Origin of the sequence: Stenotrophomonas maltophilia group sp. RNC7, assembly GCF_030910085.1 — a bacterium.
Classification (GTDB): Bacteria; Pseudomonadota; Gammaproteobacteria; order Xanthomonadales; family Xanthomonadaceae; genus Stenotrophomonas; species Stenotrophomonas sepilia.
Genome location: NZ_JAVFVN010000318.1, coordinates 1 through 1,053 on the forward strand (window position 1 = coordinate 1; position 1,053 = coordinate 1,053).

1 pseudogene is annotated in these 1,053 nt (G+C 33.3%); it reads right to left on the minus strand.

Annotated elements, in window-relative coordinates:
* Positions 1-122 precede the first annotated feature (122 nt).
* Positions 123-866: pseudogene (locus RCF13_RS05315) on the minus strand (FAD-dependent monooxygenase); the annotation flags it as partial.
* Positions 867-1,053: the final 187 nt, after the last annotated feature.

Consider the following 1,053-nt stretch of genomic DNA (forward strand, 5'->3'; position numbering starts at 1 on the left):
ATAATCTACTCCTAACACAAACAATTATATCTGTTTAATAGATAATCTCAAATAAAATCTTACTTCATGATTAAGTTTAATGTAATTGAAAGAAGGATAGAGAATGCTGTTTCTTATTATTATTATAAATGAAAGTTATATAGTTCATGTGCTTGCCTTTCAGAAATCCATTTTGGAATACGTTTCATTACTTCATTTCTTACTATAGTTAAAGGTTTACTTTCTATTTGCGCCATTTTTCCAACTGTCCACGCAGTGTTTGAGATTTTTTCAATTCTATCTCGTCTTTTTTGTTCGTATTCTATAAATGCTTGACGATAATGGGCATTATTTTTGATGCATTCAGCCAAAATAATCGCATCTTCAATTGCTTGGCAAGCACCTTGGCCTAAATTCGGAGTAAGTGCATGGGCAGCATCCCCAATAAAAACGATGCGTTTTTCAAAAAACTGATTCATTGGCATAATGTCTACAATATCGCGATGAATCATATGAACGTCCGATGCATTATGCAAAATAGATGGTATGGGATTGTGGTAAGATTTGAAATGATTATATAAATCTTCTGTTGTGTAAGCTTTGTATTTTGGATCTCTAGCTTTCGCGTTTATGAGCGCATACCAGTATACTTCGTTGTTGGGAAGAGGGACGATACCAAATCTACCGTTCGTTCCCCAAGTTTCAATAAAATCATTTGTTAAAGAAAGATTATTAGTAGGAGTTATGCCACGCCAACACGTATATCCTGCATAACGATAATTATCCCTTTGTGTTACTTGTTTTCGAACGACAGAATGAATACCATCGGCAGAAATCAGTATATTGCCAAATGCTTCACTACCATCTTGAAATACTATTTTTAAGGCGTCTTCCTCATTTCATTCTATTTTTACACATTCTTTTCTCCATTCGACAGTATCTTCTTGTAGTTCAGAAAGTAGCAATTGATGTAAATCTTTTCTATGAATAGAGTACATTTTTGGATAACAAGATGGGATAATCAATTTATTGAAAACAGTTCCTTTTTCGGATACAAGGTTAAAACCGTCACTT